This is a genomic window from Paenibacillus thermotolerans (assembly GCF_028745515.1).
Lineage (GTDB): Bacteria > Bacillota > Bacilli > Paenibacillales > YIM-B00363 > Paenibacillus_AE > Paenibacillus_AE thermotolerans.
This window is the reverse complement of the sequence record NZ_JAQZSG010000096.1, coordinates 1-375: the sequence shown is the minus strand read 5'-3', so window position 1 is coordinate 375 and position 375 is coordinate 1. Positions and strand designations below refer to the sequence as shown.

Sequence of the window (375 nt, the reverse complement as noted above, 5' to 3'; positions counted from 1 at the left end):
TAAACATTCCTGTAAGGACTAAGATTTCGTCTTGGACAAAAAAAGGAGCGCCTCGTATGATAGGGTGTGACGGGTCGGATGCCCTTAAAAACCTATCAGGAGGCGCTTACTATGAAGTTTAATCAAAACGTCGCAACAAATCAACGGATTGAACGAATTACCATGCAGCACGCCGTCGTCGGAATCGATATTGCCAAAGATGTCCACGTGGCTCAAATTACGGACTTCCGCGGACGAGTGCTGACTCCACGGCATCTGTCTTTTACAAATTCTAAGGAAGGCTTCGAAAAGCTGCTGAACTGGGTTCAAGACGTTCAGGCCAAACACCGGCTGTCGTCAATGATCGTCGGTTTGGAACCGACGGGACATTACTGG

1 protein-coding gene is annotated in these 375 nt (G+C 48.0%); it reads left to right on the top strand.

Going from position 1 to position 375, the window contains the following annotated elements:
* Positions 1-111: 111 nt before the first annotated feature.
* The coding region (locus PT964_RS26380; RefSeq protein WP_274366337.1) for an IS110 family transposase at positions 112-375 on the top strand (264 nt) is incomplete at its 3' end.